This is a genomic window from Bradyrhizobium sp. 930_D9_N1_4, from assembly GCF_052076015.1.
Classification (GTDB): domain Bacteria; phylum Pseudomonadota; class Alphaproteobacteria; order Rhizobiales; family Xanthobacteraceae; genus Bradyrhizobium.
Window position 1 is genome coordinate 430,570 of sequence record NZ_CP197236.1, and the last position, 23,708, is coordinate 454,277.

Genomic DNA, 23,708 nt, shown 5'->3' on the forward strand with positions numbered 1-23,708 from the left:
CGCGGGTGACAAGCGAAGCAAGCGGAAACACCATGGCCACCTTCCACTTCGATCTCGTCTCGCCGGAAAAGCTCGCATTCTCGGGCGAGGTCGATCAGGTCGACATCCCCGGCGTCGAAGGTGACTTCGGCGTGCTGGCAGGACATGCGCCGGTCGTGGCTGCGATCCGTCCCGGCATTCTCACCATCACTGCCGGCGGCAAGCACGAGAAGGTCATCGTGCTCGGCGGCCTCGCTGAAGTCTCCGAAAACGGCCTGACCGTGCTCGCCGACGTCGCCACCTCGCTGGCCGAGCTCGATCGCGCCCGGTTTGCCGAGACCATCTCCGAGATGGAAGAGGGGCTGAAGGAGCACGAAGGCAGCGAGCTCGACAACGCCATCGAGCGGCTCGACCACTACAAGAGCATCCAGCAGCAGCTCAACAGCACGGCTATGCATTAAGCCCCGAGGCATCGCTTCGGGGCCCACGCTCAGAATTCCTGAATAAGTTCAGCGCTCGTCACGGAAGTGGCGGGCGCTGAAACTTTGTTGCACCGCGCCGGAGATGGCGGCATTCTGCCCCCGCGAATTTGTTCCGGGGCGGGTCACAGATGAAACGCAAGATCGCAGCGATCTTCGCAGCCGATATTGCCGGTTACTCGAGACTGGTCGCGGAAGACGAAGAGGAAACGCTGCGGCGTCTCTCCTCCTATCGCGAGGTCATCGACGATTTCATCGCCAGGGCCGGCGGGCGCATCTTCAACACGGCGGGCGATGCCGTGCTCGCGGAATTTCCGAGCGCAGTGGACGCGGTGCGCTGCGCGATCGACATCCAGGAGAGCTTGCGAACCCGCAACATGGCCTATCCGCCGAGCCGGCAGATGTCGTTCCGCATTGGCATCACCATCGGCGACGTGGTCGAGCGCAATGGTGATCTGCTGGGCGACGGCGTCAACATCGCAGCAAGGCTCGAAGGTCTCGCCGAGGTCGGCGGCATCTGTGTCTCGCGCGCCGTGCACGAGCAGGTCGCCAACAAGCTGTCGGTACAGTTCGCCGATATCGGCGCGCAGGAGGTGAAGAACATCCCGACGCCGGTGCACGCCTACATGGTGGCGATGCGGCGCGAGGACGGCACCTACACGACACCGCAGGTGAAGAAGGTGGCCTCCAAGGTGGCTGCGGCGCCGGTCTGGATGTGGCCGCTGGTGGTGGCCGTGGTGTCGATCGTCGCCATCGGCGTCAGCGGTTTTCTCTACAACACCAAGCTCAAGCAGACGGCGACCGCTGCCACGCCGCCGGCCGCGACACCGAGTGCGGCGCCGAGTCCGACGCCGACCCCGTTGGCAAAGGCGCCGATGGCCCCGCCAAATGCCAGCGCCGCGATGGCACCGATGCCGCCTCCATCACCATCCGCCGCGCCGATGACCGGCAAGTTCGCGGCCGACAGCGTGCCCTTCATCAACGAGCGTATCCGCAGCTTCCTGGCCGCCGAGTATTCCGCCTCCGGTGACTACAAGGCCTTCGCACTCAATGTCGGCGGCTTCACCGGCTCGGCGCTGAACCAGGCGAATGAGGAAGCCGCGCGCAACCTTGCGCTCGAGCAGTGTCAGAAGCGTGCCGATGCCGCGCAATCGCCGCGGCGCTGCGAGCTCTATGCGGTCGGCAATAATGTCGTCTACAGCCATGGCAAGCCGCCGATGCCGCCGCAGCCCTTCGTGCGGCACGATGCCATGACCGAGCGGGCCTTCGCGCCAAAGGATTTTCCGATGGTGCGCGATCCGGCAAAAGTCCGGCTCGAGAACATGTTCGTGCCGGCGGCGAAATCCCGTTCGGTCGCACTCGGCCCGGGCGGACAATATTTCATGGTGATGGGCGCTTCATCGGCCGACGATGCCGCGCGGCGTTCGCTGGAATCCTGCGGCGCCATCGCCGGCGTTGCCTGCCTGGTCGTCGCCGTCGACGACAATTTCGTCGTGCCGATCCCGACGCTGTTCCGGATCACCGGCTTCTTCAACGCCGCGTCCAACGCCTCGATCGTGGCTGACGCGCGCGGCGAGGTCGTGCGCAAGCTCGGTGAGGCCATGGGCTGGAACGCGGTTGCGGTCGGCACTGCCGGCCGTCCCGGCCTCGGCCTCAAGGCCGCCGACGAGCAGGCCGCAGTCAATGCGTCGCTCGCCGACTGCGCCAAGCGCGACAGCGATTGCCATGTGATTGCGATCGGCCCGTTCACGGTGGGGCCGGTGAATTAGCGTGACGGGAGCGAGCGCCTCGTCCTTCGAGACGACCGCTGCGCGGTCTTCTCAGGATGAGGCTGAGCAACAGCTTTGCCTGTCGAAATCGTTGCCACGTACTCCGCCCTCATCCTGAGGAGCGCGTCAGCGCATCTCGAAGGATGGCCGCAGGCTGGGCTCCCTGACCGGATTCCTCTGGCAAAAATCCTCTAACGATTTCAACCCCATCGCTACTGTGCATGGGGTTGTTTTCGAGTTTTTAGTTCGCGAAGGGCGCAAACTCTTTCGCCACCGCGCTGTAGACCTCGCGCCGGAACGGCACGACGACATCGGGCACACGGTCGAGCTGCTCCCAGCGCCAGGCGTCGAACTCCGCGGGCTGGTCGTTGCGCGGCGTCAGCGGATCGATCTCGTCGTCGCGGCCGGTGAAGCGCAGCGCGAACCATTTTTGCCGCTGGCCGCGGAATTTTGCGAGGCGATGCGTCTGCGGCCCGTCATAGGGCGGGAAATCGTAGGTGAGCCAGTCGGTCTCGCCGAGATAGCTCGCACTCTTGACGCTGGTCTCCTCCCAGAGCTCGCGCATCGCGGCGTCACGCAGATCCTCGCCCTCGTCGACGCCGCCCTGCGGCATCTGCCAGTCGAGGCCCGGCAGGATGATCTCGGGTCCGTCGCCCTTGAAGCGATGGCCGATCAGCACGCGGCCTTCGGCATTGAACAGGGCAATGCCCACGTTGGGGCGGTAGGGCTTTTCATGTGTCACGCGCGGATCTCTCGTCGTCAGTCCAGGCGATGCCTTAGCACCGAACCCGGGATGACAATTTGATTTACTCGTGCGCCAGCGCAGAAAATTCCTTCACCACGCGCTCATAGACCGGGCGCTTGAACGGGATGATCAGCTCGGTCAGGTTCTTCATCGGCTCCCAGCGCCAGCTGATGAACTCGGCCTTGTGGCCGCCGCCGCCGGGCTTCTCGACATTGATCTCGCTGTCCTGGCCGGTGAAACGCACCGCGAACCATTTCTGGCGCTGGCCGCGATAGCGGCCCTTCCAGGCGCGGCCCGCGACCGTGCGCGGGATGTCGTAGATCAGCCAGTCCGGAACCTCGCCGAGCCGCTCGACCGAGCGCACGCTGGTCTCCTCATAGAGCTCGCGCTTGGCGGCGGCCCAATTGTCCTCGCCGGGATCGACGCCGCCTTGCGGCATCTGCCAGACATGGCTGTCATCGACATGCTCGATGCCGCCGGCGCGGCGGCCGATGAACACCAGTCCCTTCGCATTGATCAGCATCACGCCGACACAGGTCCGGTAGGGCAGATCCTCGTAACGCGCCATTCCGCCAGACCTCTCGCGTGCTTTTGGAGGGCACGCCGGCCCCGCGAGACCCGCCGTACCAATCCGTTGATTTAGCTGGATTTTGATTTCAGCATCGCGGTTGTCAATGGCACCAAAAGGATACCCCGGTCGCTCAATGTCTTGGTCCAGGCACTGACGCGCTCGATCGAGACCGGCAGGGCCGAGGCGATGCCGACGGCGACGCCGCGCTCGCGGGCGGCCGCTTCCAGCTTGCTCAGGGCGCGGTCGATCTCGGCCGGGGTCGGGACCACGTCGATCGCGATGTCACCCTTGCCGAACGGCATCGCCGCGCTGCCTGCGGCCTGGGAGGCGATGCTGCGGGGCGAGGAGCCGTCGTCGAAGAAGCCGAGCCCGCGCTTGGCCGCCTCGCGGATGATCGGTGTCATCGCGGGCTCCGTCGCGACAAAGCGGGCGCCCATGAAATTGGTCAGGCCGGCATAGCCCTGCATCCGGCTGAGGTGCCAATACAGGCGGTCCATGTTCTGGTCGGCGGTCAGCGAGGTCAGCAGCGTCTGTGGCCCCGGATCGTTGTCCGGGAAGTCGTAGGGCTCCATCGGGATCTGGAGGAAGATCTCGTGGCGCTGGGCGCGGGCCCGCTCGGCGAGCTTGCCGGGATCGGCGCCGTAGGGCGTGAAGGCCAGCGTCACCGCCGGCGGCAGCCGCATGATGGCGTCGGTGGTCTTGGCGGCGCCGACGCCGAGGCCGCCGATCAGGATCGCCACGACAGGCATCTTGGCGGCCTTGGCGCGGTCGGCGTCCGCCGCATAGACGTTGAACGGCTTGAGGTCTCCGGCGACCACCGGGATCATGCCGTAGCGCGACTTCTCCAGCAATTTCGGGTCGATCCCGGCCATGACGGGCGGCGGGGCGGACGCGGATGCCGCTTCGCCCTTGTCGGCGGCCTCGCCGGCGCCGATCACCACGTCATGGCGCGTGCCGGTGGAGCCGTCGATCATGGTGACGGTCTTCTGCTCGCCCGCCTGCTTCGGCGCGTCCTTGGTCTCCTGCTTGCTTTCCTGCTTGGTCTCCTGGCCATGGCCGGAGGCAGCGGGCTTCTCGTCGGCGGCCTTGCCGGGCTCGCGGATCGCGATCCGCGTCATCGGCTCGCCGCCGAGCGGGTCCTTGTTGAAGATGGCAAAACCGGCAAAGGCGACCAGGAACAGGCCGAGCAGCACGGCGAGCAACTGCATGGCCGTGAACGGCAGCCGCAGCCGGCGTTTGCGGCGCGGCTTGTCCTGTCCGAGCGGGGCGCTCAGATCATCGGCCGTTTCAGTCATGCGAGATCCCGAATCACTCCCCCGACGATACCACGGCGGGGTCAAGCGGCGGCAGGCCGGGATAGGCCGGGGTATCGGGAGTTCCAAGCAAAAAGGGCGGCTCCAGGAGCCGCCCTTTTCGTGGAGATCGCGATATCTGCCGTCCTAGTTCGCCGCCTTTGGCTTGTCGGTCGTGGTCTTGTTGTCGCCGCCCGGGGTGGGCGCGGCAGAGGCGCTGTTCTTGATGCCGTGGAGCAGGTCGCCGGCGAGCTTGAGTGCCTTGTCGTCCTTGGCATCCGGCGGAACGTAGGACTGCGAGCCGGTCTTCTCGTCGCCGTCGTTCTTGAGATGGCCGCGCAGTGAAGCCTCGCCCTTGGTGTCGGTGCGCGACTTCAGCTCGTCCGGCACGTCCTGGAGCACTTCGATGTCCGGCACGATACCCTTGGCCTGGATCGACTTGCCCGACGGCGTGTAGTAGCGCGCCGTGGTCAGACGCAGCGCGCCGTTGCCGCTTCCGAGCGGGATGATGGTCTGCACCGAGCCCTTGCCGAACGAACGCGTGCCGACGATGGTCGCGCGCTTGTGGTCCTGCAGCGCGCCGGCGACGATCTCCGACGCCGAGGCCGAACCGCCATTGACCAGCACGATGACAGGCTTGCCCTTGGTGAGGTCGCCCGAATGCGCGGTGCGGCGCTGGGTCTCTTCGGCATTGCGGCCGCGGGTCGAGACGATCTCGCCCTTCTCCAGGAACGAGTCGGAGACGGTGACCGCTTCCTCGAGCAGGCCGCCCGGGTTGTTGCGCAGGTCGATGATGTAGCCCTTGAGCTTGTCGCCGATCTGATTCGAGAGGTTGGCGACCTCGCGCTTCAGGCCTTCGGTGGTCTGCTCGTTGAAGGTGGTGACGCGGATATAGGCGATGTCGTCCTGTTCGACGCGCGCACGGACCGAGCGGACTCGGATGTTGTCGCGCACCAGCGTGACGTCGATCGGGTTGTCCTGGCCCTTGCGGATGATCTTGAGCTTGATCTTGGTGTTGACCGGGCCGCGCATCTTCTCGACCGCCTGGTTCAGGGTCAGGCCCTGCACGGCTTCGTCGTCGAGATTGGTGATGATGTCGTTGGCCATGACGCCGGCGCGCGAGGCGGGCGTGTCGTCGATCGGCGAGACCACCTTGATCAGGCCGTCTTCCATCGTGACCTCGATGCCGAGGCCGCCGAACTCACCGCGGGTCTGCACCTGCATGTCGCGGAAGCTCTTGGCGTCCATGTAGCTGGAGTGCGGATCGAGGCCGGTGAGCATGCCGCTGATGGCGGATTCGATCAGCTTGGTGTCGTCGGGCTTCTCGACATAGTCCGAGCGCACGCGCTCGAAGACGTCGCCGAACAGGTTGAGCTGGCGATAGGTGTCCGCAGTGGCGGCGCGCGCGCTGGAGCCCATGAAGACCGCGCGCGGCTGGGTCACGAACAGCGTCAGCGCTGCGCCGGTGGCCGCGCTGAGGAGGATAACTGAAGTCTTGCGCATCATCCGCGAACCTTCTCGCCTTCATTTGCGGCCCACCATGGGCCTGGATCGATTGGAGTGCCGTCCTTACGGAACTCGACATACAGAACAGGTTGACTCGCGTTCGTGGCGAGAATGGAAGCGACTTGAGATGTCGACCCCATCGTCGCCACCGGCTCCCCCGTGAGCACAAACTGACCGATGTTGACCGAAATGCGCTCCATCCCGGCGATCAGGACATGATACCCGCCACCGGCATTGAGGATCAAGAGTTGTCCATAGCTGCGGAAGGGGCCTGAATAGACCACCCAGCCGTCACACGGCGTCGTGACCTGGGCGCCGGGCTTGCTGGCCAGCGAAATGCCCTTCTGGACCCCGCCGACCCCGTCGGAACCGCCAAAGTCCCTGATCTTGTTACCGTTAACCGGAAGAGGCAGGAGGCCCTTGGCCGACGCGAAGGCGATTGCCGGGGTGGTCCGGGACCGGTCCTTGAAAGTGTTGGGGCCGGGCTTGACGTTGGCAGCGGCGTTTGCGGCTGCCTTGGCCTCGGCCTGCTTGGCAGCCTCGGCCGCCTTCTCGGCGGCCTTGGCGGCGCTTTGCAGGTCCTGCTCCATCTTGGCGATCAGCCCCTGGAGATCGCCGACCTGCCTTGAAAGTGCGATGGCGCGCGAATTCTCGGCGTCGAGGTCTTTTTCTCGCGAGGATTGCTGCCGCTGCCGCTCGTCGACCAGGGCGGTGAGCCGGGTCTGGTCGTTGCGAACCTTGTCGCGGTCGGCAGCGAGCTGGTCGCGCTCCGCGGCGATGTTCTTGCGCAGGGCCACCAGCTCGCCGAGTTCGCCCGCGATCTTTTCCGCGCGACCGCGCAATTCCGGCACGACCGCGCCGAGCAGCATGGCGGTGCGCAGCGATTGCAGCGCATCCTCGGGCCGCACCAGGAGTGCCGGCGGCGTGCGCCGGCCGGCGCGCTGCAAGGCCGCCAGTACCTCGACGATGTCGGCGCGGCGCGAATCGAGCGAGGTGCGCATCGCCTGCTCGCGGCCGTTCAGCGCGCGCAACCGCGCCTCCGCTTCGTCGATCTTGGTCTCGACGGTGCGCACATTGGCGGCGGTGTCGATCAATTGCTGATTGAGCTGGGTGCGGTCCTGGCCGAGCGAGGAGATCTCGGCCTTGAGCTTGGCCTGCGCTTCCTCGGCGCTCTTCTTGCTCGCGCGCGCGGCCTCGAGCTCCTGCTCGCGCTGCTTGATCGCATCGGGCGAGATGGCCGCGGTCTGCGGCGGCGCAGCCGTCTGACCTTGCGTCTGGGCTTGCGCGAGGCTTGCGCCGGCAACGCTCGCGATCAGCAGCAGGTTGAGGACGGGCGCTCGCATCGCTTCAGACAAAGGTGCTCGTTGTGGCGCGCATCACGCGCGGTGATAGGGATGGCCGGCCAGAATGGTGGCGGCCCGATAAAGCTGTTCCAGAAGCATGACGCGGACCATTTGGTGCGGCCAGGTCGCAGAGCCGAACGCGATCGCGAGCTTGGCCTTACGGCGCAATTCGGGCGAAAGTCCGTCCGCCCCTCCGATCACGAAGATAGTATGTCCGGCCCCCTCGTCCCGCCAGCGTCCGAGATGCCGTGCGAATACGGTGGAGTCGAGATTCTGGCCGCGCTCGTCCATCGCCACCAGGATCGATTTCTCAGGAATATGCGCGGAGATCGCCGCGGCCTCCTCGCTCTTCCGTGTCGCAGTGTCGCGCGCGCGGCTCTCGGGGATTTCGTGGACCAGGAGCTCGCGGAATCCGAGCTTGCGGCCGGCTTCGTCGAACCGCTCGAAATAGCGGTCGGCAAGCTCCCGTTCGGGGCCCTGTTTCAGCCGCCCCACCGCAATGACAGCAACACGCATGATATCTTCGGAGTCGTGTTTTCGAGACCGCGCGCAGATTGCGCGCGCACGACGCTAGCATGCGCGTCAGCCGATTCGAAATCGGCTTAGGGAGCCTGGATCGCCTTCGCCGCCCCTGGGCCCTGCGTGTACAACCGCTCGAGATTGTAGAACTCGCGGACCTCGGGTCGGAACACGTGCACGATCACATCGCCGGAATCGATCAGCACCCAGTCGCAATTGGGCAAGCCCTCGACGTGGATGTTCTTGATGCCGTTTTCCTTGAGGCCCTTGGCGACGTTTTCCGCGATCGCGCCGACGTGCCGGTTCGCCCGGCCGGTGGTGACGATCATGTAGTCGGAGTACGCCGATTTGCCGCGAAGGTCGATGGTGACCGTCTCTTCCGCCTTCATGTCGTCGAGGCGGGAGAGGATCAGGCTCAGCGTCTTGTCGGCGTCGGGTTGCGCCTTCAAGGCGGCAGCTTTTGTCGATGTTTTACGCGCCGGCTTTGCCTTGGGTAAAACGGACTCTGCCGAAGCTGACTTCGTCGAAGCTGACTTGGACAATACAGATGTGGTCAGGGACCATTCCTTTCACTGTATCGCGAACGCCGAATCCGGCGCTCACTGGCTACACTACATCATGTGGGGTTAAGGGTTTCAATATGCCAGAGAGCCCGAAGTCCCACGACCTCCGCACAGTCTGACTCACTTCGTACCTTTCCAGCTTCCGTCCGGGTTCCGCAGGCCCGTCGAGGAGAGATTCAGCTTCATTCCTGTCAGGAAAACCCAGGCCGGCGCCGGCTGATCAGCAAGCAACGCTGCCTTATTCTCGGGCAGGCGATAGCGCGCAAGCGCCTGGGCAGCGGGAGAGGCGAGGGCGCGAAAACTTTGCGGCGGGCGATCGATGACCGCAAGCGGCACCTGGTCGGCGATGCGCCGCCAGTGCTGCCAACGATGGAATTGAGCGAGGTTGTCGGCGCCCATAATCCAGACAAAGCGCAAGCCCGAGAGACGGCGGCGCAAGGTGTTGATCGTGTCGATAGTATAGCGGGTGCGAATGACGGATTCGAGACAGCTCACCTCGATCCGGGAATCGTTGGCAACGTCGCGCGCGGCCTGCATGCGCTCGCCGAGCTCATGCAGATTGCCGTTCTCCTTGAGCGGATTGCCGGGGGTCACCAGCCACCACACGCGATCGAGTTGCAATCGCTTGAGTGCAAACTGGCTGATCGCGCGATGGGCCTGGTGCGGCGGATTGAACGAGCCGCCGAGCAGGCCGATGCGCATGCCTTCGGTGTAAGGCGGGATGGCCTGCGCGAAGAAGCGTGGCGCGACGAAATTGTTACTCAATGCCCCCGCGCCCCACGACGTTGCTTACGGCCGCGTCTGCCCGGTGCCGTGGACGCGATATTTGAAGCTCGTCAACTGCTCGGCGCCGACCGGGCCGCGGGCGTGGAAGCGTCCGGTGGCGATGCCGATCTCGGCGCCGAAACCGAACTCGCCGCCATCGGCGAACTGCGTCGAGGCGTTGTGCAGAACGATTGCGGAATCGACCTCGCTCAAGAATTTCTTCGCGGCAGTCTCATCCGCACTCACGATCGCATCGGTGTGATGCGAGCCGTGGTTCTGGATGTGGGCAATCGCGCCCTCGACGCCGTCCACTACCTTCGCCGCGATGATCGCGTCGAGATATTCCGTGCCCCAATCGTCGTCGCTGGCAGGTTTTACACGCGCATCCGTCCCCTGCACGGTCGCGTCGCCGCGCACTTCGCAACCAGCCTCGATCAGCATCTCGACCAGCGGCTTCAGGTTCTTCGCAGCAGCAGCGCGATCGACCAGCAGCGTCTCGGCGGCGCCGCAGACGCCGGTGCGGCGCATCTTGGCGTTGAGCACGATCGACTTCGCCATGGCGAGGTCGGCGCTGGCATCGATGTAGACGTGATTGACGCCTTCGAGATGCGCGAACACGGGCACGCGGGCCTCCTGCTCGACGCGCGCGACGAGGCTTTTCCCCCCGCGCGGCACGATCACGTCGACGGCGCCATTCAACCCCGACAGCATCATGCCGACCGCCGCGCGGTCGCGTGTCGGCACCAGCGTGATGGCGGCTTCGGGCAGGCCGGCTTCGCGCAGACCCTGCACCAGGCATTCATGGATGGCACGGCACGACCGAAAACTGTCGGAGCCGCCGCGCAGGATCACGGCATTGCCGGACTTCAGGCACAGCACACCGGCATCCGCCGCAACGTTCGGCCGACTCTCGAAGATCACGCCGACGACGCCGAGCGGCACGCGCACGCGCTCGATGGTCATGCCGTTCGGCCGCTGCCAGCTCTCGGTGACGATGCCGACGGGATCGGCGATGCCGCGCACGGTGCCGATGCCCTCGGCCATGCTCTCGACGCGCGCCGGCGTCAGCGTCAGGCGGTCGATGAAGGAGGAGGTCGAGTTGCCGGAGGCGCGGGCCTCGGCGACGTCCTCGGCATTGGCCGCAAGGATCGCTGCGGAGTTCGCGCGGATCGCCCGCTCCATGGCCTCCAGCGCCCGGTTCTTCTGCTCCGGCGGCGCCAGCGCCAGCACGCGCGCGGCAGCGCGGGCACGGGTACCGAGATCGGTCATCAGCGCCTGAAGATCGGCATTGCCGTCGACGGCTTTGAGGGGGGCGGCCATGGGGAGCTAAACCTTCTGCTAAGGCAGTGTCCTAGCACGGAAATCCCGCGTCTGCGAAGGGTCGGGAGGGTATGGCAGGGCTTCGGCCGGCGGGTTCGGGCTCGGCCAATGGCCCAGCAAAAGGGCCGTAGCGGCCCTTACCCGCCCATCACCAGATCGTCGCGATGGATCATCTCCGACCGGCCGCTGATGCCGAGGATGGCCATCACGTCGGGGGAGGAGCGGCCCTTGATCCGCTCGGCGTCGTCGGCGTCGTAGGCGATCAGGCCGCGGCCGACTTCGCTGGTGTCGGGGCCGCGCACGATCACGGCGTCGCCGCGCGCGAACTGGCCCTCGACCTTGATCACGCCGGCCGGCAGGAGGCTGGCGCCGGCGCGCAGCGCCGCGACCGCGCCCGCATCGATCGTGATCGTGCCCTTCGGCTCCAGTGAGCCCGCGATCCAGCGCTTTCGCGAGGTAATGGGATTGGCGGGCGTCAGGAACCAGGTGCAGCGGCCGCCATCGGCGATCGCCTGCAGGGGATGCTCGATCTTGCCGGAGGCGATCAGCATATGCGTGCCGCCCGTCGTGGCGATCTTGGCCGCCTCGACCTTGGTGCGCATGCCGCCGCGCGAGAGCTCGGACTCGGCATCGCCCGCCACCGCCTCGATCTCCGAGGAGATGCTGTCGACGACGGGAATGAGCCTGGCGTTCGGATTGTTTTTCGGCGGCGCGTCGTAGAGCCCGTCGATGTCGGACAGCAGCACCAGCAGATCGGCGCTCGCCATGGTGGCGACGCGCGCGGCGAGGCGGTCATTGTCGCCGTAACGGATCTCGTTGGTGGCGACCGTGTCGTTCTCGTTGATCACGGGGATCGCGCGCCACTCCAGCAGCTTGCCGATGGTGGAGCGCGCATTGAGATAGCGGCGGCGCTCTTCGGTGTCCTGGAGCGTCACCAGGATCTGCCCGGCGCCGATGCCGTGCGCGCCGAGCACCTCCGACCAGATCCGCGCCAGTTCGATCTGTCCGACGGCGGCAGCGGCTTGGCTCTCTTCCAGCTTCAGCGGACCGCGCGGCAGCTTGAGCCGGCTGCGGCCGAGCGCGATCGATCCCGAGGATACGACGAGGACGTCGCGGCCTTGCTTGTGCAGCTTGGCCATGTCGTCGGCGAGCGCGGCGAGCCAGGACGCCCGCACCTCGCCCTTGTCGGAATCGACCAGCAGCGCGGAGCCGACCTTGACGACGATGCGGCGGAATTGACTAAGTTCGGGGCTGGCCATGACGCTGACGGGACGGGATTGCTCTGGAAACGGCGGAGCGACGGGCGGCGCCGATGAGCCCTGCTTTTGCAGCAGGACGATGGCCGGCGCAAGGCGGCCGGAATGGTAAACGGTGCTTGTCTTGGGCGCTGGCCCGGTTCTAATGCCGGCAACCAAATAACGGGGTGGAGAGCACGCGAATGGATCGCCGCAAATTCATGGCCGGGTGTCTCGGCCTGCCGCTGTTGGCGCAGGCAGGCGAGGCGCAAGCGCAGGCCGGGCTGAGCAAGATCATCTTCCCGTTCGCGGCGGGAGCGGGCGGCGACACGCTGTGCCGACTGATCGCGCAGGAGATGGCGCTAATGCTGCAACGGACCCTCGTGGTCGAGAACCGCACCGGCGGCGACGGCCTGATCGGCATCAAGGCGGTGAAGGGCGCAAGCCCCGACGGCAGCATGGTGCTGGTGACGACGGGCCCCACCATGTATCTGCTGCCGATGGTGGAGGCGTCACCCAGCTTCGACACCGCCAGGGATTTCATGCCGGTGTCGCTGCTGGCGCGGTTCGAATTCGCCGTCGCGATCAGTCCGGCGATCGACGCCACCGATTTCAAGGGATTTGTCGCCTGGCTGAAGGCGCATCCGGACAAGACGTCGTTCGGTGTGCCGAGCAACGGCACCATTCCGCACTTCATGGGCTCCAGGCTCGAGAAGGATCTCGGCATCCCCCTGACCCGCGTGCCCTATCGCGGCAGTGCGCCGATTCTCAACGACATCATCGGCGGCCACATCTCGTTCGGGATCGTGACGCTGGCCGACGCGCTGCCGCAGCACCGCGCCAAGGGCGTGAAGATCATCGCGGTCTCGAGCGCGGAACGTTCGCCATTCGCGCCCGACGTTCCGACGCTGAAGGAGAGCGGCATCGATCTCGTCGCCGACGCCTGGTACGGCATGTGGCTTCCCGCCGGCAGCCCGCCGGAGTTTGCGAGCAAGCTCGGCGCGGCAGCAAGCGCAGCGCTTGCGAAGCCGGAGGTGAAGGAAAAGCTCACCGCGATCGGGCTGATCCCGGTCGGCAGTAGCGCGGATGGGCTGACGAAAGAGCTCGCGGCCAACACGGCGTTCTGGCAGCCGATCGTGAAGGCGACGGGGTACAAGATCGAGAATTGAGGTCTCCCCCCGTCATTGCGAGGAGCGTAGCGACGAAGCAATCCAGACTGTTTCCGCGGCGAGATTCTGGATTGCTTCGCTACGCTCGCAATGACGGCGTGGATAGACGCTCCCGCAGGCGGGAGAGCCGAAGGGTGCTACAACTTCCCGCGCTGCGCGATGCCGTCCTTGATCGATGCCAGCTCGGCTTCATCCCAGATGCCGATCAAAACCCCGCCCTTCACCTGCAACTGGTTGTCCGCATAGTTCGCGATCTTCTCGCGCGGCGTGGTGATGTGGTCGTTCGGGTGTAGCGCCCAGTCGAACAGCTCGGCCTGGAGCCGCGCGATGATCGCGGCGCACTCCGGATCGTCGCCGCGATCCAAAAACTCTTCCGGATCGGTTTCGAGATCGTACAGCATCGGGCGGAAGCCGGAGGCGTGGATGTATTTCCAGCGGCCGTCGAACACCATGAACAGGCGGCAGCGTTCGATCGGCTGGTTCAGTTTCAGCCGCACATCCTGCATGGCGTAGTCATATTCGGAGAACGCAACCTTGCGCCAATCCGGCGGCGTCGGCCCGCGCAGCAACGGCAGCAGCGAGCGGCCTTCGAGAATGTGGCCCGGCACCTTGCCGCCGAAATAATCGACGAAGGTTGGCGCGAGATCGATGCCTTCGACCAGTGCGTCGTTGCGCGTGCCGCGCGTGGCATCCGCGTCCTTCGAGGGGTCGATGACGATCAGCGGAATTCTGGCCGACTGCTCGTGGAACAGATCCTTCTCGCCCATCCAGTGGTCGCCGAGATAATCCCCGTGATCGGATGTGAACACGATCATGGTCGTGTCCAGCAGGTTGCGCTCACCTAAGAACTTCATCAGCACGCCCATCTGGTCGTCGATCTGGGTGATCAGGCCCATATAGGTCGGGATCACCTTTTCGCGGGCCTCGTCGCGCGCCATGTTGCGGGAGTAGCGCATGTCCATATAGGCGCCGAACACCGGATGCGGATTTTGCCGCTCCCGCTCGGAACGGATCACCGGGATCATGTCATCGGTCGAATACATGCTCGCATAGGGCTCGGGCGCGATGTAGGGCCAGTGCGGCTTGATGTAGGACAGGTGCAGGCACCACGGCCTGCCGTCGGTCTCGGCTTCGCTGATGAAGTCGATCGCGCGCCGTGTCATGTAGGGCGTCTCGGAATGCTCGTCCGGCACGCGCGCGGCCTTGTCCGCGTGCACCAGCAGCCAGCCGTTTTGCAACGAGCCGTCTTTCGCGGCGCCTGAATTGGCCCAATGCTCCCAGGGATTCGTCGCCTCGAATCCTTGGCTGCGAAGATATTCATCGTATTTCGGCCGCGGCCGTCCGGTCGGATGCAGGCCGTCGTCGCGCTCATACGGCTCAAAACCGCATTCGGCGACGTGGACGCCGATCATCGATTCCGGGGGAATGCCGAGCGCTTTCATGCCTTCGAGATCGGGCGCCATATGTGTCTTGCCGACCAGCACATTGCGTACGCCGATCTTCTTGAGATGATCGCCAAGCGTGGGCTCGCCGACACGCAGCGGCCAGCCGTTCCAGTGCGAGCCGTGCGAGCGCATGTAGCGGCCCGTGTAGAACGACATCCGCGACGGGCCGCAGATCGGCGATTGCACATAGGCCTTGCTGAACAGCACGCCACGCTTCGCCATCGCGTCGATGTTCGGCGTCTTCAGCGTGGGATGGCCGGTGCAGCCGAGATAATCATAGCGAAGCTGGTCGCACATGATCCAGAGAACGTTCTTCGCCCGCGCCATGCCTCGCCCCTGCCGTCTTGATTTTTCGATGCTGCGCTATCGGAGTAGCGAAGACAAGCCGGTGGTGCGCGTGCCCGCGGCCCCACACTCCGCTGTCGTCCCCGCGAAGGCGGGGACCCATAACCACAGGGAGTGGTTTGGCGAATACTCGTCGTTCGGTACTACGACCATTCGCAACAGATAGATCACGCGGTATGGGTCCCCGCGTACGCGGGGACGACCGTGGGGAGAGAGTTCAGGCCGACCAGATCAAATCGACCAAGGCTCTGCTTCGGCCGCGCTCTTGGCCTTGGTGGACACCGGGGCCTCGCCGATCACGTCCGCCAGCGTGCGCAACGCTTCCTTGACGCCGTCGCCGGCGATGCCGGAGAGCAGCAGCGGCGCCTTCTTGGCGGCGCGCTTCAGCCGGTCCTTCTGCTTCTTCAACTCGTCCGGCTCGACCGCGTCGATCTTGTTCAGCGCGACGATCTCGATCTTGTCGGTGAGCAGCCCGCCATAGGCATCGAGCTCCGCTCGCACCGTCTTGTACGCCTTGCCGGCATGCTCGCAGGTCGCATCGACCAGATGCAGCAGCACGCGGCAACGCTCGACATGGGCGAGGAAGCGGTCGCCGAGGCCCACACCCTCGTGCGCGCCTTCGATCAGACCCGGAATGTCGGCGAGCACGAATTCGCGGCCGTCGGCGTTCACGACGCCGAGCTGCGGATGCAGCGTTGTGAAGGGATAGTCGGCGATCTTCGGCCGCGCTGCGCTGACCTTGGAGAGGAAAGTCGACTTGCCCGCATTGGGCAGGCCGACGAGGCCGGCGTCCGCGATCAGCTTCAGCCGCAGCCAGATCCAGCGCTCCTCGCCGGTCTGGCCGGGATTGGCGTTGCGCGGCGCGCGGTTGGTCGAGGTCTTGAAATGCGCGTTGCCGAAGCCACCATTGCCGCCTTCGGACAGCACGAATTTTTCGCCGATAGTGGTGAAGTCGTGGATCAGGGTCTCGCGGTCTTCGTCGAAGATCTGCGTGCCGACGGGAACCTTCAGCACGATGTTCTTGCCGTTGGCGCCGTGGCGGTCCGAGCCCGAGCCGTTCTCGCCCTTCTGGGCCTTGAAGTGCTGCTGGTAGCGGTAGTCGATTAGCGTGTTGAGACCGTCGGCGACCTCGATGATGACATTGCCACCGCGGCCGCCATTGCCGCCGGAGGGACCGCCGAATTCAATGAATTTTTCGCGGCGGAACGCCACGCAGCCGTTTCCGCCGTCACCGGAGCGGATATAGACCTTTGCTTCGTCGAGGAATTTCATGGGCCATAGGTAGGCCAGCCGGGCACGTGCGGCAACCCGGACTTACCCGCAAATCGGCCGAAATCCTGCAAATTTCGGCCCTTGCTTAACCCTCGATCCCGCTCTTGCCTCAATTTGGCAATGGTCGGTCTTGGTCCGGCGCATCACGGGCCGGCAGCAGGACGCAGCGAAGCGGATGCTGGCGGGCCGCCGCAAGATTCTGGATTTTTTCGCGAAGGGCCGCAGCCTCGGTTCGGGGGAAGATGCCGCAGGAGCCGCGCTTGCGCGAATGGGTGGAAATCGTGATGGCGGTCGCCCGTTCGCGGCTCATCCGGAAGATTTTTTCGAGAACGAAGACCACGAATTCCGACGGCGTATAGGGGTCATTCAGCAGCACGATTTCGAGATGGGATGCCTCGCTGCCATCGGCTTCGACATCCGCCGACGCGCCCTTGGCGATACCATGGCTCAGATAGACCAGAGCATCGTAGCGGGTTGCGCCCTGTGCCGAAAGGAAGCGGCCGACCGGTTCGGCGAACAGCTCGACGAGCATGTCGGCGCCCGTCACGACCTGCCGTTCGGACAATTGCGCCTCGTTGAAAGCAAGCTGAAGCACATGACCGAGGCCCTTTGCCCGGTCCGTCGCATCTGCGGCTCCGACATCCCGTCGCAGGCGCGCCAGGTCGATGCCGCAGGCCTGCATCACGGGCGCAGCGTCTTCATCGTCGATCAGGGCGATCAGCAGGTCCTGCGGGTCGGGATGCGCGCGGCCCTGCGCGCGGGCGGCCGACGTCGCGCGCTGGAGCGAACGCTTCAATGTCTCGGAGCAGGGTGGAAGTAATGCCATCGCGGGCCATCATTGCAGGGTCGGGGGCGTGCACGGTCTTTGTCGGCACGTCGCTCGCCGCGGTTCACGTGGCCCGGTCTGCTCGGCTCGTGAGGGGCCTTGCTAGACCGGCCTTTTCCGGATCAGGAATTTCTGCATCCCTTCCAGCACCAGCTCCTTGCGCTGGTTGAACACGGTGCTTTTCAGCGTGACCGCGCCGGTGGTGCGGCCCGGCACCAGCTCGGTGACCTCGAGCGCGGGGTAGATGGTGTCGTCGGCGAATACGGGTTTGAGGAACCGGCTCGACTGCTCGAGGAAGCCGACCAGGGAGTCCTCGACCATGAACGGAAACAGGCCCGCGCCGGGCGCGGTGTGGATCAGGGTCTGGAAGCCGTGGGCCAGCAGATGCGGCATGCCACGGGCGCGGCAATATTCCACATCGTAATGCACGGGGTGGGTGTCGCCGCTCGCGGTCTGGAACGCCGCGAACACCGCATTGGTCTGGGTGCGGCTCGGGATCACGAAGCGCTCGCCGACCACGAAATCCTCAAACCAGCGTTGCGCGGGGATCATGCGGTGCCGGGAGGGATCGAAGTCGGTCATGTCACGCTCTTTCGTTCGGGCGCCTATCGCTACCGCGCCGCGATGAGTGCGACAATCCGTTCAATTCGGCGAAGCGGGCTTGTCCCGGCTGCCCACGTCATTAAAACGACCGCAAGCGACTCTATTCGCCGGTTTCCGACGTTCTCTCCGCTCGTCATTGCGAGGAGCGAAGCGACGAAGCGATCCAGACTGCCGCCGTCAAGACAGTCTGGATTGCTTCGCTTCGCTCGCAATGACGAGCCCCAAACTCAACTCGTGGCAATGCCCCTCTTCAAGAACCTCTCAGCCTATGACGATCGCTCCGCGCGCCTGGCCGGCATCGCGCTGATGGTGCTGTCGATCTTCATGTTCTCGTTCGGCGATGCCATGGGCAAGTTCCTGGTCGGGACTTATTCGGTGGGGCAGCTGCTGTTCCTGCGTGCCTGTGCGGCGCTGCTGCTGCTGTCGCCGATGATCTGGACGCAGCGGCATGCGTTTCTGCATCTGGAGCGGCCGCGCCTGCAGCTGTTTCGGGTCGTGCTGTCGACGCTGGAAGTCGCCGCCTTCTTCCTCGCGACCGTCTATCTGCCGCTTGCCGACGTCATCACCTATTATCTCGCCGGACCCATTTTCGTCACCGCGATGTCGGCGATCTTCCTGGGCGAGAAGGTCGGCTGGCGGCGCTGGACCGCGATCCTGGTCGGCTTCTGCGGTGTGCTGATCGCGCTGCGGCCGTCGGCGCAGACGGTCAGCCTGCCGGCACTGATCGCACTCGGCGGCAGCCTGTCGTTCGCAACCCTGATGCTGATCACGCGCAGCCTGCGCAAGACGCCTGATATCGTGATGGCGTCGTCGCAATTCGTCGGTACGTTTTCACTGGGCGCGGTGCTGTCGGCCTTCAACTGGGTGCCGCCGACGCCGGGCAGCCTCGTGATCTTCGCGACCGCCGGGCTCATTTCGGTGACCGCGCTGTTCTGCGTCAACCGCTCGCTCAAGCTCGCGCCGGCGAGCGTCGTCGTGCCCTACCAATATTCGATGATCGTCTGGGCCGTGATATTCGGCTTCGTCGTATTCGGCGACGTGCCCGAGGTCGCCACCATCGTCGGCGCCGCCATCATCATCGGCGCCGGGTTCTATATCTATCTGCGCGAACGCGATCTCGGCCGCCCGAGCGCCGAGGTGAATCCGCCGGCGTAACCGCGCACTCACTGTCGTCCCGGGGCGCGCTGGCGCGAGCCCGGGACCCATACCCACAGGGAGTCGTTTTGCGAAGGCTCGGAGTGGAAGCTTCGCGCAACAACTGCTCCCTGTGGTTATGGGTCCCCGCGTTCGCGGGGACGACAGCTGTGGGTGTGGCCGCGCTTCCGCGCCTACCTCACGCGCCTTGCACTGCTCCAGCTCTTCAGCGACGCCCACACGCCGCGCGAGAGGCGGAAGCAATCCACCGGCGTCGACGAGCCCAGCGCCAGGAAGCGATGCAGCTGCACGCCGCTCCACTGGAAGCCGCACTTCTCCAGCACGTTGCGCGAGGCCGGATTGGTGACGCGCGCACCCGCATAGAGGTGGTCGTCCTCGAACTCCTCGAAGAAGAAGTCGATCGCGCCGCGCGCGGCTTCGGTCGCATAGCCCCGGCCCCAATGCTCGACGCCGAGCCAGTAGCCGAGTTCGGCATTGCCTGGGGTGGAGCAATCGATGCCGACCATGCCGACCGGTCCGCTGTCGTGCTCGATCAGGAACACGGTCTCGTTGCCGAGTGCGGCGGTGGCACGGACGAATTCGACGGCGTCGCTCTGCGAATAGGGGTGCGGCAGGCGGCGGGTGTTTTCAGCGACGCGGCGGTCGTTGGCGAGGAGGGCGATGGTCCTGACGTCGGCGAGTGTCGGCCGCCGCAAGGTCAGCCGCTCGGTGGCGACGACGCTGGGTCTCGCCTCCCGCAAGGTCGCGCTCGAGAAATCCTGCAACATGTCCGGCTCCGTCAAAGTCACTAAGTGAAAAGTGAGCAAGTCAAACGAAAGGGGAGGCCGGTTTCCCTGCCTCCCCTGGAGCCGTCGATCTTTTCGATCTCTGGACTCCGCCGGTTCGGTCAAGGACCCGGCGGACTCCAAATTTGGTCCACCGTCTATTCGGCCGCCTCTGCGAGCGGGAGTACCGAGATGAAGGTACGGCCGTTGGTTTTGGCCTGGAACGTGACGCGCCCCTCGATCTTGGCGAACAAAGTGTGGTCCGTGCCCATGCCGACATTAAGGCCGGGGTGCCAGGTGGTGCCGCGCTGACGCGCGATGATGTTGCCGGGAATCACAACTTCCCCGCCGAACGCCTTGATACCGAGGCGCTTACCTTTGGAATCGCGACCGTTGCGCGATGAGCCGCCTGCTTTTTTGTGAGCCATGGATGGTCTCCGAAATCCTGCGTAGTTCTAGGTCAATTCCTTGACGGAATCATTTCAAAATCTGTCACGCATCAATTCGTGAATGCGCGTGATCGATTTTATGCGGCGTCGGCTTCCTTTGCCGGCTCCTTCGCCACCTTTTCCCGCTTCGGACGCGGGCCCTTGGTGGGCTTGGCGCCGTCCGTCAGGATCTCGGAGATGCGAAGCACCGTGATCTCGTCGCGATAGCCGCGCTTGCGGCGCGAATTCTTGCGGCGGCGCTTCTTGAACGCGATGACCTTAGGGCCGCGCTTGTGGTCGAGCACCTCGACCGCAACGGACGCACCGGCCACCGTCGGAATGCCCAGGACCGGCGTGTCGCCGCCGACCAGCAGAACTTCATTCAGCTGAATGATCGAGCCGACTTCGCCTTCGATCTTGCCTACTTCGAGAACATCATCCGGAACGACGCGGTATTGCCGGCCGCCGGTTTTGATGACTGCGAACATCGTTTTTTCTCCGTGTTCAAATCCCGGCCTCGTGACGGGTATCGTCCGGGCCGGCTTTTTGTCAGTCGCTATGGGTTTATTGCGAGTTTTGTGCGGGCGGGAGTTATCCCTTTGAAAACCCACGCAAAAACAAGCGGCGCGAGAAACGCCCCGCGCCGGTTGTGGGACTTATAGCCGCCATCGCTCGAGAGTCAAGGAAAAGCGGGCGAAAACGGCCCGGATATGAAGGATTTGGCGTCCTTCCGGCCGTCCGGCGAATCTGCGGTCGGCTTGCAACTTCCGGGTTCCCGCGCCGTTGTCCCCGCGAATTGGCACACGGGCAAGGGCTTTTCATGGCAACGGACGAACTGGTCAAGACGACGACGGGCATCGCCACCCACGGCGCGGCGCGTCTGCCGTCGGTGGACATCGACAGCTTCAACATCGAGATGAAGGACGAGGACGGTTTTCTCGGCGACCGCGCCAGCAAGGGCGCGTTCCGCGAAATCCTCGAGCGCTGGCGCAAGCCGCTGCGCAAATCGGGTGAGGATCCGTTCGGCAAGGAGCCGTCGGACGAGATCAGCAAGAAGACGCTGGACGCCATTCTGGTCGGCGACGACGCCGAGGCCTGGGCGGTGGTGCACAGCGCCATCGAGGATTTTGCCCAGGAGCTCGCCTATGTCACACGGCGGTTCCTGAAGACAAAAGCCTGGGCCAAGACCGAGCGCATCGTGGTCGGTGGCGGCTTCCGCGATTCCAGGCTCGGCGAGCTTGCGATCGCGCGCACCGAGATCATCCTCAAGGCGGAGGACTTCAAGATCGACATGGTGCCGATCCAGCATCATCCTGACGAAGCCGGCCTGATCGGCGCGCTGCACCTCGCGCCGTCGTGGATCTTCGAGGCGCATGACAGCATCCTTGCCGTCGATATCGGCGGCACCAACATCCGCTGCGGCCTGGTGGACACCGGCTGGAAGAAGGCGAAAGACCTGTCGAAGGCCAAGGTCGTGAGTTCCGAGCTGTGGCGTCATGCCGACGACGAGCCGACCCGCGAAGGCGCGGTGAAGCGGCTCATCAAGATGCTGAAAGGGCTGATCACCGAGGCCGAGAAAGAAGGCTTTAAGCTCGCTCCCTTCATCGGCATCGCCTGTCCCGGCGTGATCAACGAGGACGGGTCGATCGAGAAGGGTGCGCAGAACCTGCCGGGCAATTGGGAGAGCAGCAAGTTCAACCTGCCGGCGAGCCTGATCGACGGCATCCCGGAGATCGGCGAGCACGACACCGCGATCCTGATGCACAATGACGGCGTGGTTCAGGGCCTCTCGGAGGTGCCGTTCATGCAGGATGTCGATCGCTGGGGCGTGCTCACCATCGGCACCGGGCTCGGCAATGCCCGCTTCACCAACCGCCGCAAGGAGAGCGGAAAAGACCGTGATTCTTCGGAGAACGGCAAGAAAAAGGCTAAGTCTGACTAAATCGCGTTTTCGAGCGAAGTGGATACCGGTTCGTGTCAAGAAAACGCGCTAAAAAGAAGGATCTGGAGCCCGTTCCGGTTGACCGGAACGGAAACGGCTCCCGAGTAACCTTGACTGGTTAGGTTAAGGACCGGATTGCGTTGCGGCGCACGCGCTGCTCGCTAGGGTCGAACCGTCGCCTCACCTGGCCGGCGAAGCCGCCCTTCCCAGCCAGTATTTTAATGAGCGGCACGGGACCGCCAGTGTTTACCGCGTCTGGCGGTCCCACCCCACATCCCACATTTGCGAGCTTCGCTCCCTCGCCAATGATGTGCTCCGGATCGTAGTGGCACAAATTGCACTGGGCGGCCGCGCCCTTCGCGCCCAAGATGCCCGCCATGGGCAACGATCTCATGTTTCGCATCGTCGTGGTTGGCCTGGGGGCCTTGCCGGTTCTGTTCACGGCGCTGGTCGTGTTCGGCGGCTGAGATCGGCCGGCTCGCTCCGCTGCGCGTTCAGCTCCAGCCGATCCGCTGAAAGAACGCCGCGATCTCGCTTGCCGCGCGATCGGGATCTTCCCGGTGCGGAAAGTGTCCGACGCCTGGAAACAGCGCGAGATCGAGATCGGTAAAGGTCTCACCCAGCCGGTCGGTCCAGCCAAAAGGAAACAACGGATCGTGCTCGGCCCAGCGCACGCAGGTCGGCACATCGATCGGCGCGAGCGGCAGTGCCTCACCCTTCATCATCGCGACCCGCCCGGCATGTGACGCCCGATAATGCGCAAAGCCGCCGGCGAGATTGCCGTCCTTGAGGAAATTGTCGGCGAAGGCATCGAGCACGTCGTCGAACGCGTTCTTGCGATGCGCCCATCCCTTCAGGAAGTGCCCGATATAAAGCCGGCAGCTCTCGCGGCTCGCGCCGACGAGCGCAGGCGCAATCTCCATCTGCTGGAAAGATTGATACCAGATGTGATTGAGCCGATCGGGCGCCGCCATCCGCGGCCCGATGCCGGGATAGACGAAATCGAAGAAGAACAGCCCGGCGATCCGCTCGCCCGCCTGCCGGGCCAGCGGCTGCATCACCGCGCCGCCGACGTCATGGCCGACCACGCCGAATCGGTCGACACGAAGCGCGTCCATCAGCGCCAGCATGTCCGCCGTGTGCCCGTTCGGCCCAAAGGGCCCGTCCGGCTTGTCGCTGTCGCCAAAGCCGCGCAGATCGGGCGCGATCAGCATGAACCGGTCCGAAAGCCGCGCCATGACCGGCTCCCAGGTCAGCCAGAATTCCGGCCAGCCATGCAGCAAAAGCAGCGGTTTGCCGCTGCCAGCGCGAACCAGGTGGAAATCGGCGCCATTGGCCGAGATCGTCAGGTGCTCCACGGCAGTTCCTCCCGAAGACTAAAGCGTTTTCAAGCGAAGCGAACCCCGGTTCGCGTCGAGAAAACGCGTCAAAACAAGAATCCAGCTGGTGCGGGGCTGAAAGAGGCGGCGGATTTTCCCCTTTCGCGCCTTGTCTGGCCCGCCATCCTCGCCTATTAACGCCCCAACCACGGGGCTCGCCCCGATTTGGCGCCTAGGAGAGGTGGCAGAGTGGTTGATTGTACCGCACTCGAAATGCGGCATAGGTGCAAGCCTATCGGGGGTTCGAATCCCCCCCTCTCCGCCATTACGACGACGCGTCCCTTATCCATTTTG

The 23,708-nt window shown here is 64.8% G+C and carries 23 protein-coding genes and 1 tRNA gene; 6 read left to right on the plus strand and 18 right to left on the minus strand.

What is annotated here, in order from left to right; all coding sequences use genetic code 11:
• Positions 1 to 32: 32 nt before the first annotated feature.
• Both AB7532_RS02065 and AB7532_RS02070 read left to right on the plus strand, forming a co-directional pair.
• Positions 33 to 440 carry a F0F1 ATP synthase subunit epsilon gene (locus AB7532_RS02065; protein WP_441233176.1) on the plus strand — a complete coding sequence of 136 codons (408 nt, stop codon included), beginning with the start codon at positions 33 to 35 and terminating at the stop codon, positions 438 to 440.
• Positions 441 to 589: 149 nt separating this feature from the next.
• The gene (locus AB7532_RS02070) at positions 590 to 2,227 is read left to right on the plus strand and encodes an adenylate/guanylate cyclase domain-containing protein (RefSeq protein ID WP_441233177.1); all 1,638 of its coding nucleotides are present in this window, start codon (positions 590 to 592) and stop codon (positions 2,225 to 2,227) included.
• 241 nt (positions 2,228 to 2,468) lie between these two features.
• On the opposite strand, the gene AB7532_RS02075 is transcribed toward AB7532_RS02070, so the two are convergent.
• The 10 genes from AB7532_RS02075 to proB form a co-directional block, all read right to left on the minus strand.
• Entirely contained in the window at positions 2,469 to 2,969 is a 501-nt protein-coding gene (locus AB7532_RS02075; protein ID WP_441233178.1) for an RNA pyrophosphohydrolase, read from the minus strand.
• Between the two features lie 64 nt (positions 2,970 to 3,033).
• Complete coding sequence (locus AB7532_RS02080; RefSeq protein ID WP_441233179.1) at positions 3,034 to 3,540, minus strand: RNA pyrophosphohydrolase; 507 nt, start codon at positions 3,538 to 3,540, stop codon at positions 3,034 to 3,036.
• Positions 3,541 to 3,611: 71 nt separating this feature from the next.
• Positions 3,612 to 4,838, minus strand: coding sequence for a divergent polysaccharide deacetylase family protein (locus AB7532_RS02085; RefSeq protein ID WP_441233180.1), 1,227 nt, complete (start codon positions 4,836 to 4,838; stop codon positions 3,612 to 3,614).
• Positions 4,839 to 4,982: 144 nt separating this feature from the next.
• Positions 4,983 to 6,341: a S41 family peptidase gene (locus AB7532_RS02090; protein ID WP_441233181.1), complete on the minus strand. Its 1,359-nt coding sequence runs from the start codon at positions 6,339 to 6,341 to the stop codon at positions 4,983 to 4,985.
• Positions 6,338 to 7,684, minus strand: a complete 1,347-nt coding sequence (locus AB7532_RS02095) for a murein hydrolase activator EnvC family protein (RefSeq protein WP_441233182.1) — start codon at positions 7,682 to 7,684, stop codon at positions 6,338 to 6,340. The genes AB7532_RS02090 and AB7532_RS02095 overlap by 4 nt, the downstream gene beginning before the upstream one ends.
• Positions 7,685 to 7,717: 33 nt before the next feature.
• A complete protein-coding gene (rlmH, locus tag AB7532_RS02100) occupies positions 7,718 to 8,200 on the minus strand; it encodes a 23S rRNA (pseudouridine(1915)-N(3))-methyltransferase RlmH (protein WP_441233183.1) in 483 nt (160 codons plus the stop codon).
• Between the two features lie 86 nt (positions 8,201 to 8,286).
• A complete protein-coding gene (gene rsfS, locus AB7532_RS02105) occupies positions 8,287 to 8,652 on the minus strand; it encodes a ribosome silencing factor (protein WP_441233184.1) in 366 nt (121 codons plus the stop codon).
• Between the two features lie 234 nt (positions 8,653 to 8,886).
• On the minus strand, positions 8,887 to 9,531 hold the full coding sequence (locus AB7532_RS02110) for a nicotinate-nucleotide adenylyltransferase (RefSeq protein WP_441233185.1): 645 nt from the start codon (positions 9,529 to 9,531) through the stop codon (positions 8,887 to 8,889).
• 24 nt (positions 9,532 to 9,555) lie between these two features.
• On the minus strand, positions 9,556 to 10,851 hold the full coding sequence (locus AB7532_RS02115; RefSeq protein ID WP_441233186.1) for a glutamate-5-semialdehyde dehydrogenase: 1,296 nt from the start codon (positions 10,849 to 10,851) through the stop codon (positions 9,556 to 9,558).
• Between the two features lie 137 nt (positions 10,852 to 10,988).
• Positions 10,989 to 12,110: a glutamate 5-kinase gene (gene proB, locus AB7532_RS02120; RefSeq protein WP_441233187.1), complete on the minus strand. Its 1,122-nt coding sequence runs from the start codon at positions 12,108 to 12,110 to the stop codon at positions 10,989 to 10,991.
• 179 nt (positions 12,111 to 12,289) lie between these two features.
• Here proB and AB7532_RS02125 point away from each other — a divergent pair, with 179 nt between their 5' ends.
• On the plus strand, positions 12,290 to 13,255 hold the full coding sequence (locus tag AB7532_RS02125; protein ID WP_441233188.1) for a Bug family tripartite tricarboxylate transporter substrate binding protein: 966 nt from the start codon (positions 12,290 to 12,292) through the stop codon (positions 13,253 to 13,255).
• A 137-nt stretch (positions 13,256 to 13,392) separates the two neighbouring features.
• On the opposite strand, the gene AB7532_RS02130 is transcribed toward AB7532_RS02125, so the two are convergent.
• The 4 genes from AB7532_RS02130 to AB7532_RS02145 all read right to left on the minus strand — a co-directional run bounded on the left by AB7532_RS02130 (position 13,393) and on the right by AB7532_RS02145 (position 17,725).
• Positions 13,393 to 15,027, minus strand: a complete 1,635-nt coding sequence (locus tag AB7532_RS02130; RefSeq protein WP_441233189.1) for an alkaline phosphatase family protein — start codon at positions 15,025 to 15,027, stop codon at positions 13,393 to 13,395.
• 249 nt (positions 15,028 to 15,276) lie between these two features.
• Positions 15,277 to 16,317 carry a GTPase ObgE gene (gene obgE, locus AB7532_RS02135; RefSeq protein ID WP_441233190.1) on the minus strand — a complete coding sequence of 347 codons (1,041 nt, stop codon included), beginning with the start codon at positions 16,315 to 16,317 and terminating at the stop codon, positions 15,277 to 15,279.
• A 109-nt stretch (positions 16,318 to 16,426) separates the two neighbouring features.
• Positions 16,427 to 17,143 carry an ATP-dependent Clp protease adaptor ClpS gene (locus tag AB7532_RS02140; protein WP_441233191.1) on the minus strand — a complete coding sequence of 239 codons (717 nt, stop codon included), beginning with the start codon at positions 17,141 to 17,143 and terminating at the stop codon, positions 16,427 to 16,429.
• 102 nt (positions 17,144 to 17,245) lie between these two features.
• A complete protein-coding gene (locus AB7532_RS02145; protein ID WP_441233192.1) occupies positions 17,246 to 17,725 on the minus strand; it encodes a MaoC family dehydratase in 480 nt (159 codons plus the stop codon).
• A gap of 261 nt (positions 17,726 to 17,986) precedes the next feature.
• Here AB7532_RS02145 and AB7532_RS02150 point away from each other — a divergent pair, with 261 nt between their 5' ends.
• Complete coding sequence (locus AB7532_RS02150; protein WP_441239171.1) at positions 17,987 to 18,901, plus strand: DMT family transporter; 915 nt, start codon at positions 17,987 to 17,989, stop codon at positions 18,899 to 18,901.
• A gap of 173 nt (positions 18,902 to 19,074) precedes the next feature.
• On the opposite strand, the gene AB7532_RS02155 is transcribed toward AB7532_RS02150, so the two are convergent.
• From AB7532_RS02155 to rplU, 3 genes are all read right to left on the minus strand, one after another.
• Complete coding sequence (locus AB7532_RS02155) at positions 19,075 to 19,668, minus strand: GNAT family N-acetyltransferase (RefSeq protein ID WP_441233193.1); 594 nt, start codon at positions 19,666 to 19,668, stop codon at positions 19,075 to 19,077.
• 155 nt (positions 19,669 to 19,823) lie between these two features.
• Complete coding sequence (rpmA, locus tag AB7532_RS02160; RefSeq protein WP_441233194.1) at positions 19,824 to 20,093, minus strand: 50S ribosomal protein L27; 270 nt, start codon at positions 20,091 to 20,093, stop codon at positions 19,824 to 19,826.
• Positions 20,094 to 20,191: 98 nt separating this feature from the next.
• Positions 20,192 to 20,581 (minus strand): 50S ribosomal protein L21, encoded by a 390-nt coding sequence (rplU, locus tag AB7532_RS02165; protein WP_441233195.1) that lies wholly within the window; start codon positions 20,579 to 20,581, stop codon positions 20,192 to 20,194.
• 332 nt (positions 20,582 to 20,913) lie between these two features.
• Between rplU and AB7532_RS02170 the strand changes: the two genes are divergently transcribed.
• Complete coding sequence (locus AB7532_RS02170; protein WP_441233196.1) at positions 20,914 to 22,035, plus strand: ROK family protein; 1,122 nt, start codon at positions 20,914 to 20,916, stop codon at positions 22,033 to 22,035.
• Positions 22,036 to 22,529: 494 nt separating this feature from the next.
• On the opposite strand, the gene AB7532_RS02175 is transcribed toward AB7532_RS02170, so the two are convergent.
• Complete coding sequence (locus AB7532_RS02175; RefSeq protein WP_441233197.1) at positions 22,530 to 23,393, minus strand: alpha/beta fold hydrolase; 864 nt, start codon at positions 23,391 to 23,393, stop codon at positions 22,530 to 22,532.
• 196 nt (positions 23,394 to 23,589) lie between these two features.
• On the opposite strand from AB7532_RS02175, the gene AB7532_RS02180 reads away from it, so the two are divergent.
• A tRNA-Ser gene (locus AB7532_RS02180) sits at positions 23,590 to 23,679 on the plus strand.
• The last annotated feature ends 29 nt before the right edge of the window (positions 23,680 to 23,708 follow it).